Consider the following 9,241-nt stretch of genomic DNA (forward strand, 5'->3'; position numbering starts at 1 on the left):
CACCGCGCGGGCGCCCGCGGCGGCCTGGTCGAGCACCGCGAGCAGGGCGTCGTCGCCGCCGAGGCTGCCCAGCTCCCGGTGCCGCGCGCGGTCCTCCGGGTGCGCCACGACGTCGGCGCGGCACCGGTGGGCCGCGCGGCGGCGGCCCGGGCCCGCGTGCCCGGCGACGGCCGCCGCGACGAGGGGGTGCTCGATCACGATCCGCTCGCCTGCGAGCTCCACCAGCCCGTCGGCCTCGGCGGGCAGGAGGTCCGCCGGGTCGGCGCCGGCGCGGCGCAGGAGCGCGACGGTCGGCTCGCCCGCGAGCGCGACCAGCAACAACGCCTCCAGCGTCGCCGGGGCGAGGCGGGCGACCCGGTCGGCCACCAGCGCGCCGAGGGACGGTGGCAACGGCCCGTCGACCACGGCCCGCGCGAGCTCCAGGGCGTAGAGCGGGCGCCCGCCCGAGGCGCGGGCGAGGCGCTCGAGGGCCGGGCGGGGCAGGGCGGTGCCGGTGCGCTCGCGCAGGAGGCGGTGCAGGGCCGACGCCGACAACCCGCCGAGCGCGACCGTGGTGACGTCCCCCCGCGCGGCGACCCAGGCCGGCGGCGGGGCCTCCCGGTCGGTCGTGACGCCCGCGAGCACGCCCACCGGCCCCGCGGTGCGGCGTAGCGCGAACGCGAGCGCGGCGGCGCTGGAGGGGTCGACGAGGTCGGCGTCGTCCACCGCGACGAGCACGGGCCCGCCCGCCGCGGCCCGCGTCAGCAGGGCGACCAGGGCGCTGCCCACCGTGCGCGCGTCGACGTCCTCGCCCGGGGCCGCCCGCAGGAGGACCGCGTCGACCGCGCGGCGCTGGGGCGCCGGGAGCTCGTCGGCCGGCGGCAGGCCCGGGAGCAGGTCGGCGAGGACACCGTGGGCCAGCCCGGACTCGGCCGCCGTCGGGCGCGCGGTGACGACCAGCACGCCCCGCTCGCGCGCCCGGCGCACGGCGACGGCCCACACCGTCGAGACCCCCGAGCCGGGCGGCCCGGACAGCGCGAGCGTCGCTGGGAGCCCGTCGAGGACGGCGTCGACCGCCGCGAGCTCCGCGTCCCGGCCGTGCACGCCGTTCACGGGAGCATCGTGGACGGCCGACCGGGGGAGCGGAAGCGCTCAGCCCCCGAGCACCTCGAGGATCGCCGCGTGCACGGCGGGCCGCGCGACGAGCAGGTCCGGGGAGTACGGGTCGTCGGCGCCGAAGGGCAGCGGCCGGCCGTCGAGCCGCGTGACGCGCAGCCCGGCACCCTGGGCGACGGCGGCCGGCGCCGCGTTGTCCCACTCGTACTGCCCGCCGGAGTGCAGGTAGGCGTCGACGCGGCCGTCGACCACCGCGAGCGTCTTCACCCCGGCCGCCGACATCGCGACCGTCCGCACCGGGAACGCCGCCGCCAGCCGCCGCAGCTCCGACGGCGGCCGGGAGCGGCTCACGGTGACCGTCAGGCCCCGCTCGGGGTCGACGGGGGTGTCCTCGACGGGCGGGACGGTGTCGGAGTCGACCACCTCGCCGCGCGCGGGCAGGGCCACCGCGCCGGCGACGAGCGTCCCGTCGACCACGAGCGCGACGTGCACGCCCCACTCGTCGCCGCCCCGGCCGTACCCGCTCGAGCCGTCGAGCGGGTCGACGATCCAGAGCCGGTGCGCGCCGCGGCGCGGGGCCGGGTCCTGCGTGCCCTCCTCGGAGAGCACGGCGTCGCCGGGGCGGTGGCGGGCGAGGGCGCCGACCAGGAAGTCGTGGGCGTCGGCGTCGCCGCGGTACTCGCGATCCCGGCCCGGTGCGGTGTCGTCGCGGAGCTCCAGCAGCAGCGCCCCGGTCGCGTCCGCGAGCTCGCGGGCCAGCGCGGCGTCCTCGGCGACGGTCGGGTCGGCGGTCGTCTCGGCGGCGCTCACGCCCCGATCCTCCCCGACGACTCCGGGGCCCACCGGACGGGAGGGTCGCTCACGCGTCCTCGGCGGCGGTGAGGACGCCGGCGAGCTCGTGCAGCACCGTGGCGCGCGCGTCCTCGGCGCCCGGCGCGGTGTCCTCGCGCTGGTCGAGCAGCAGCCGGGCCAGGCTGGCCAGGCTCACGACCTGCGCGGCGAACTCCTCGGGCCCGCCCAGCTCGGCCAGCAGCCGCCCGACCGCCTCCAGGTCGCCGGCGTCCATGCCCTGGATGAGGGCCACCGAGCGGCGGTGGACCTCGGCGGGGTCGGTGCCGGCGGTGTGGGGGACGGGATCGGGCTGCACGGGCGCCAGCATGTCAGGCGCTACTCGCCGCGCTTGCGCCGCTTCTTCTCCCGCCGCTCCTCGCGCAGCTCGCGCCACGTCTCGTGGCCGGCGTCGAGCACACCCTTGGTGATCCCCTTGGCCCCGCCGTGCATCGTCTTCTCGGTGAGGTGCCCCGGCAGCTCGGCCAGCCCCTTGCCGCCCTTCTCGTGCAGGTCGAGACGGTTGGTGGCCTCGGCGAAGCGCAGGTAGGTGTCGACGCTGGCCACCACGATGCGCGCGTCGACCGTCACGATCTCGATCCCGACCAGGGAGATCTTCGCGAAGACGTCGATCACCAGACCCTTGTCGAGGATCAGGTCGAGCACCTCGGCGAGGCCGCCCTGCGGGGAACGCTGCACGGTCGCCACGGCGTGGAGTCTAGGAAGCTCGTACTGATCACGACCATCGTCCGTACGGCCGCCGACGTACGTCAGACGGAGACCCCACGCCCGGCCGCCGCCCGCGCGACGCCGACCGCGACGGGCAGGGCCACCAGCGCCACGACGAGCGGGACGACGCCGGCCCATCCGACGAGCGCCAGCGGGACGACGCCGACGGCGACGAGCACCGCGAGGACGGCCGGGCGCGGCCGCGGGAGGACCGCCGCCACGAGCAGCGCGGCGCCGCCCGCGACCGCCGCGACCGTCGGCACCGGCGCCGCGGCGGCCGCCACGAGCCACTGGCAGCAGCCCAGTGCGCCGAGCAGGACGCGCCACCGGTGCCCGGCGACGGCGGCGGCCACGCCGCGCCACTCGGTGCCCACCGCGAGCAGCGCCGCGGCGACGAGCAGCACGGCCGGGATCCAGGCCAGCCGCCCGACGGTGCTCAGGCACAGCAGGCCGGGGCCGGCCGTGCCGAGCGCGGCGACGGCCCGCGCCGCAGGGGACTGCTGCTGGCGTCCGGCCCGCCGCGCCGCGAGCAGCGCCAGGCCGCCGAGCGCGACCGTCAGCAGACCCAGCGGGACCGGGAAGGCCTTGTCGCCCGTCCACGCCGGGACCGTTCGACCGGCCACGACCTGGACAACACCTGCGGCGACGAGCAGCAGGGCCCCCGCGCTCCCGAGGCGGCCGGCCCACGTCGCCGTCACGCGATCACCGCCGTCACGGGGCGGCGCGGTGTGGGGCGTGCGGGGCGGACCGGCCACCCGACGCGGAAGACGAGGACGGGCCGGCGTCCCGCGGGCAGGAGCGCGGCGAGCCGCGGCCCGAGGTCCGAGGTCGCGCCCGTGGTCACCTCGCGGTCGAGGCGCTCGGTGATCTGGTTCATGTGGTGCAGCGAGATCCCCGCCGCGGTCGCCCGCAGGTGGATCCGCTGCAGGAGGCGCCCGGCGTCGAGGACCGCGGCCCGGCTGCCCTGCCCCAGCGTGACGACGCCGTAGGCCGCGGCCGTCGCGGTGTGGACGTCGCGCGTCCGGCCCACCCAGAACCGGTCGCCGTCGGCGCGGGAGGACGGTGGGAGCAGCTTCGCCACCCCGAGCTCGAGCGGTGAGAAACCCTGCCCGTCGAGCACCAGCCCGTCCCGGTACCGCTCCTCCTCGTCGTGGGTCGCGCGGAACCACGCGAAGTTGTCGATCGACTGTCCGGTGTCCGCGACGAGGGCCTCGGCCGCGTCCACGAGCAGGCGGCCGAGCGCGTCCCGCGCCGCCGATCCGGCGATCCAGTGCACGGCCGGGCCGCTGCCGCCGGGATCCGGGCCGGACAGGGCGTCGAGGGTCTCCGGCGGGAGCGGCGCGGGCCGGAACGGGCCGCGGTCGGTGTGCCGCCGGTCGATCACCTCGTACAGCGGGTCGGCGCCGGGCTCCGCGGGCGCGAGCGCCACGTGCGCGACGCGGTCGCCGCCGCCGTCGGGCAGGAGGGCCACGGTCGGCGCGAGACCCCGGGGCGGGCAGGCGAGCACCAGGTTCTCCAGCGCGCACCCCAGCCCGACGTCCCGCTCGCGCCCGAAGGGGTCGACGGAGCCGGTCCCGCGGGCCGGGTCGGCGAACACGTCGATCGCGTCGGGGGCGACGGCGAAGCGCCACGGCTGGGTGTTGTGCGGGCTCGCGGCGAGGACCGCCGCCCCGACGGCCCCCAGCGGTCCGGGGACGGCCCGCCAGTCCCGCCACGGGTCGTGGGCGGCCCCGCCGCCGGGATCGAGCACCGCCGCGTCGTAGGCGCGGTAGCTGAGCAGGCCCGTGGCGGCCACCGCGGCGACACCGGTCGCCGCGCCGAGGGCCTGCAGCACCCGGCGACGGCCGACGGTCGCCGGGTCCGGTGCGTCCCCCTGCTCGCGCCAGTCCTGTTCGGTGGAGACCACGGGCGCCCCCTCTCGCCGTGCGGCCGCCCGGCGGAGCACCGGGCCGCGCCGACCGTGCCGGGCGGCGGTCACGACCCGTCGGCGGAACGGTCACGGTTCCGGCCGCGTCCCGTCGGCGGCCCCCTGGCATCGTCGCCACCGTGACCGACACCGCGCGGGACCGGCTGCTGCGGGCGGCGCCGCTGCTGATCGGGCTCGCGGTGACGGTGCTCCTGCTGGCCGTGTCCGGGCGCTACGGTTTCCACCGCGACGAGTTCTACTACCTCGTCTCGGGTCGGCACCCCGCGTGGGGCTACGTCGACAACCCGCCGCTGACGCCCTGGCTCGCGCGGGCGCAGGAGGCGCTGTTCGGGGTCTCGCCGACGGCGCTGCGCGTCGTGCCGGCGCTCGCGACCGGGTTGAGCGTCGTCGTCACCGGGCGGATGGCCCGCGAGCTCGGCGGCGACCGCGTCGCGGCCGCCGTGGCCGCGGCCTGTCTGGCCGGCGCGGCGTTCCCGCTGGCCACGGGGCACATGCTCTCCACGAGCACGCTCGACCTGCTCGCCTGGACGCTGCTGTCCTGGCTGCTCGTGCGCGCCCTGCGCGACGGGGGACCGGCCTGGCTCGCCGTCGGCGCCGTCGCCGGGGTCGGCCTGCTGGACAAATCCCTCGTCGCGACCCTGCTCGGCGCGGCGGCGCTCGGGGTGCTGGCCGTTGGGCCACGGCGGGTCTTCCGCGACCCGTGGCTGGGCGCCGCGGCGTTGCTCGCCCTGGCCGTCTGGGCGCCGTACCTCGTCTGGCAGGCCACGCACGGCTGGCCGCAGCTGGCCTTCGCCCGCCAGGTCGCGACCGTCGGCAACGGCGGCAGCGAGCCCCGCTGGACGTTCCCGCTCTTCCAGCTCATCGAGGTCAGCCCGTTCCTCGTGCCGGTGTGGGTCGCGGGGCTGTGGCGGCTGGCCCGCGACCCGGCGGTCCGGTCGGCCCGGGCGTTCGCCATCACCTACGCGGTGCTGTTCGTGGCGCTGCTCGTGGCGGGCGGCAAGCACTACTACCTGGCCGGGGCCTACCCGGTCCTGCTCGCGGCCGGTGCGGCGCCCGTGGTGGCGTGGGTGCGCCGGGCGCGGTGGCGGCCGCGGGTCGTGACGGCGGTGCTGGCCGTGAACGTCGTCGTCGTGGCGTGGCTGGTGCTGCCGCTGATCCCGGCGACGGCGTTGGCGGGCAGCCCGCAGGCGGCGGTGTCGCCGATCGCCCCGGAGACGGTCGGCTGGCCCGAGCTGGTCGGCACCGTCGCCGCGGCGACCCGGCTCGTGCCGCCCGACCAACAGCGCAGCACGGTGGTGCTGGGGCGGAACTACGGCGAGGCCGGGGCGGTCGCGGTCCTCGGGCCGGGGCTCCCGCCGGCCTACAGCGGGCAGAACAGCTACGCCGACTGGGGCCCGCCGCCCGAGTCCGCGACGACCGTGATCGTCCTCGGGTACGACGAGGCCACCCTGCGGCGGTGGTTCACCGACGTGCGGCCCGTCGCGCGGATCGACAACGCGGCCGGGGTGCCGAACGACGAGCGCGGCGCGCCGGTGTGGATCGCCACCGGCCGCCGCGACACCTGGGCCGCGCTGTGGCCGCAGGTGCGCCGGTTGGCGTGAAGGGTCAGGGAGATCAGGGGCGCACGGTCCGCGCGGACCCGCTTCGCGATGTGGATGGAGCGCCCCCGATCACCGGAGGCGGCGCCCCGCCCGTGCCCGAGGAGCCCGTCATCTCAGGATCGGGAGATCACCACGCCCGTGCGGTCACGGTGGAGATCGACATCGACCGTCCGGGCGCGGTGATCACGAGTCGTCACCCTGGTCGGCCCTCGAGACGTCCTCGGCGATCTTGTTGAGCGCCCGACCGTCCCCGGTGAGGTACCAGTTGGGTCCCCACACGTCGCCCTCGACGCCCGTGGCCCGGCGGACGATCTCACGGATCAGCGGTTTCATCGCCCAGGCGAATCCGTCGCCCTCCCACACGAACGGCTTCTCGCGGTCGTTCCGCCAGCGCACTCGGGACCGTGCCGGGTCCTGGTCCAGCCATCGCTGGATCTCCAGTCGGTCCAGGTTCTTCACGGGCGGCACGACGATCGACAGCGGGGCGCCCTCCTCCAGGGCCCCGGCGTCGACCAGGCGGTCGATGATCGGTCCGCGGCGGGCTGCGACCCCGGTGTTCGTGCGACGAGCAGGCGTCGACCCGGGTCGGATCATGAAATCCTCGGCGCGCTGCACCGGGAGGACCTGGGAGGTCGTCAGCGCCAGCGTCGAACCCGGTAGCTCGTGCAACCCGAGCCGCACGAGCCGGAGGTCCATCCCCTGCTCGAGCAGGAACATCGATGTGTTGGTGAGGACGGCTCCGAAGTCCTCGGCCACGAGCACGATGCGGGGCGGCCCGAGGGTCGTGTCGGACAACTCCTGGGCCCAACCCTCGAGGTGAGCGCGAGCGTGGTCGAGTGGGTCGCTGCCGTCGGGTGGCCGAACGCCCTGCTCGACAAGGAAGCGAGAGTGCGCTTCAACGAGCTCGTCGACGGTGAAGCGCGAGGCCATGGCCGCGTAGTTGAGTGCCTGTACGAGGACGGTGTCCGGCGCGCGGTGCCGCTTGAGCTCGGCCACGACAAGGCGACCCGTGCGGTCGAGGGCGAGGATGTCGAGGCGATCGGCCGCTCGATCCCCGGAGGCCGTTCGCCATCGGTCGAACTCCTCGGTGACGACGAGGAGTTCCTCGCCGAGCAGTTCCGGGTGCTTCTTCACCCATTCCTGGAGGTCTCCCCGCTCGTGGAGGAAGTGCGCGCCGAGCGAGACCTTGGTGGCTCTCTCGGCCGTCGAGCCGTGCACCGTGAAGACCTGATCGCTCTCCATCGACTCCGTCCTCGTCCGTCCCGGTCGTGCCGGCGGGTGCCGAACGACGACGGCCCCCGGAGCCGAAGCTCCGGGGGCCGTCGGTCGAGGCCGTCCTAGTCCAGGTAGTCGCGCAGGACCTGCGAGCGCGACGGGTGGCGCAGCTTCGACATCGTCTTCGACTCGATCTGGCGGATGCGCTCGCGCGTCACGCCGTAGACCTGGCCGATCTCGTCGAGGGTGCGCGGCTGGCCGTCGGTGAGGCCGAAGCGCAGGCGGACGACGCCCGCCTCGCGCTCGGAGAGCGTCGCGAGGACCGACTGCAGCTGGTCCTGCAGCAGCGTGAACGACACCGCGTCGACGGCGACGACCGCCTCGGAGTCCTCGATGAAGTCGCCGAGCTGGGAGTCGCCCTCGTCGCCGATGGTCTGGTCGAGGCTGATGGGCTCCCGGGCGTACTGCTGGATCTCCAGCACCTTGTCCGGCGTGATGTCCATCTCCTTGGCCAGCTCCTCCGGGGTGGGCTCGCGGCCCAGGTCCTGGAGCAGCTCGCGCTGGATGCGGCCGAGCTTGTTGATGACCTCGACCATGTGCACCGGGATGCGGATGGTGCGCGCCTGGTCGGCCATCGCGCGGGTGATGGCCTGGCGGATCCACCACGTCGCGTAGGTCGAGAACTTGTAGCCCTTCGTGTAGTCGAACTTCTCGACCGCACGGATCAGACCGAGGTTGCCCTCCTGGATGAGGTCCAGGAACGCCATGCCGCGGCCGGTGTAGCGCTTGGCCAGCGAGACGACGAGGCGGAGGTTCGCCTCGAGCAGGTGGGACTTGGCGCGCTCACCGTCGCGGACGATCCACCGCAGGTCGCGCCGCATCTGCGTCGCGAGCTCCTGCTGGGCCTCGGCGACCTTGCGCAGCCGCTCGGAGGCGTAGAGGCCGGCCTCGATGCGCTTGGCGAGCTCGACCTCCTCCTCGGCGTTGAGCAGCGCCACCTTGCCGATCTGCTTGAGGTAGGCGCGGACCGAGTCGGCGGACGCGGTGAGCTCGGCGTCCTTGCGCGCCTGGCGCAGCGCCTCGGACTCCTCCTCGTCCCAGACGAAGTCGCCGGACTTCTTGTCCTCCTCGGAGGGCTCCTCGGTCTCGACCTCGGCGGCCTCGACCACCTCGGCCCCGAGCACGACGACCTCCTCCGAGAGCTCCTCGGTGCCCGCGGCCTCCAGCTCGGCGCCCTCGAGGCCCTCGAGGTCGGCCCCCTCCGGCCCGTCGCCCTCGATCTCCTCCGCGCCCTCGGGCGCCTCGGTGGTGGTGGCCTTCGCGCCCTTCGCCGGCTTCTTGCCGCCCTTCGCCGAGCGCGCGGCCTTCTTCGCCGGCGCCGGCGCGTCCTCGGGCGCGGCGACCACGCCGACCGGGCCGCCCGGGGCGGTCGGATCGGTGTCGGCCGCGTCGGCGGCGCGGCGGCGGGTTGCGGACTTTGCGGCTGCCACAGACGACCTTTCGTGACGAACGGCTGCACGGCGATGCTCGGATCGACGAGCCCGGGCCGCCGGCGGGCCACCCGGACGCGAGGCCGGCGCGTGAGGTCACCGGTGATGGTGGTGTTCCCCGGCGCCCCGCCTCGGCTCGCGCTCCATTGTAACGAGCGTCGGCACTCCCCGTCGCACCTCACAGCCCCGACACCGTGGACATCGGGCCCGGTGGGGGTAGCGGAACCGATTCCGACCACTGCGGAGCGCGACCACCGGGGCGTCGCCGGCTCGATGGTCGAGCTCCGCTCCGCTCCGTCTCCGGCTCGATGGTCGAGCTCCGCTCCGCTCCGTCTCCGGCTCGATGGTCGAGCTCC

The 9,241-nt window shown here is 76.0% G+C and carries 8 protein-coding genes and 1 pseudogene; 1 reads left to right on the forward strand and 8 read right to left on the reverse strand.

Features of this window, described 5'->3' with window-relative positions; genetic code table 11:
• From ABD994_RS29835 to ABD994_RS29860, 6 genes are all read right to left on the reverse strand, one after another.
• On the reverse strand, positions 1 to 1,092 hold a 1,092-nt coding region (locus ABD994_RS29835; protein ID WP_345424823.1), incomplete at its 3' end, for an ATP-binding protein.
• Between the two features lie 39 nt (positions 1,093 to 1,131).
• On the reverse strand, positions 1,132 to 1,905 hold the full coding sequence (locus ABD994_RS29840) for an inositol monophosphatase family protein (protein WP_345424826.1): 774 nt from the start codon (positions 1,903 to 1,905) through the stop codon (positions 1,132 to 1,134).
• A 49-nt stretch (positions 1,906 to 1,954) separates the two neighbouring features.
• The gene (locus ABD994_RS29845) at positions 1,955 to 2,242 is read right to left on the reverse strand and encodes a hypothetical protein (RefSeq protein WP_345424829.1); all 288 of its coding nucleotides are present in this window, start codon (positions 2,240 to 2,242) and stop codon (positions 1,955 to 1,957) included.
• Between the two features lie 20 nt (positions 2,243 to 2,262).
• The gene (gvpJ, locus tag ABD994_RS29850) at positions 2,263 to 2,622 is read right to left on the reverse strand and encodes a gas vesicle protein GvpJ (RefSeq protein WP_345424873.1); all 360 of its coding nucleotides are present in this window, start codon (positions 2,620 to 2,622) and stop codon (positions 2,263 to 2,265) included.
• A 71-nt stretch (positions 2,623 to 2,693) separates the two neighbouring features.
• On the reverse strand, positions 2,694 to 3,350 hold the full coding sequence (locus ABD994_RS29855; RefSeq protein ID WP_345424832.1) for a hypothetical protein: 657 nt from the start codon (positions 3,348 to 3,350) through the stop codon (positions 2,694 to 2,696).
• A complete protein-coding gene (locus ABD994_RS29860; RefSeq protein ID WP_345424835.1) occupies positions 3,347 to 4,558 on the reverse strand; it encodes an Acg family FMN-binding oxidoreductase in 1,212 nt (403 codons plus the stop codon). The genes ABD994_RS29855 and ABD994_RS29860 overlap by 4 nt, the downstream gene beginning before the upstream one ends.
• A 140-nt stretch (positions 4,559 to 4,698) precedes the next feature.
• On the opposite strand from ABD994_RS29860, the gene ABD994_RS29865 reads away from it, so the two are divergent.
• A complete protein-coding gene (locus tag ABD994_RS29865) occupies positions 4,699 to 6,180 on the forward strand; it encodes an ArnT family glycosyltransferase (RefSeq protein WP_345424837.1) in 1,482 nt (493 codons plus the stop codon).
• A gap of 183 nt (positions 6,181 to 6,363) precedes the next feature.
• Here the strand turns inward: ABD994_RS29865 and ABD994_RS29870 are convergent, their stop codons facing one another.
• Both ABD994_RS29870 and ABD994_RS29875 read right to left on the reverse strand, forming a co-directional pair.
• Positions 6,364 to 7,398, reverse strand: coding sequence for a hypothetical protein (locus ABD994_RS29870; RefSeq protein ID WP_345424840.1), 1,035 nt, complete (start codon positions 7,396 to 7,398; stop codon positions 6,364 to 6,366).
• 119 nt (positions 7,399 to 7,517) lie between these two features.
• Positions 7,518 to 8,909 (reverse strand): annotated as a pseudogene (locus ABD994_RS29875) (RNA polymerase sigma factor); the annotation flags it as partial.
• Between the last annotated feature and the right edge of the window lie 332 nt (positions 8,910 to 9,241).

This window comes from Actinomycetospora chlora, assembly GCF_039542135.1.
Taxonomy (GTDB): Bacteria; Actinomycetota; Actinomycetes; order Mycobacteriales; family Pseudonocardiaceae; genus Actinomycetospora; species Actinomycetospora chlora.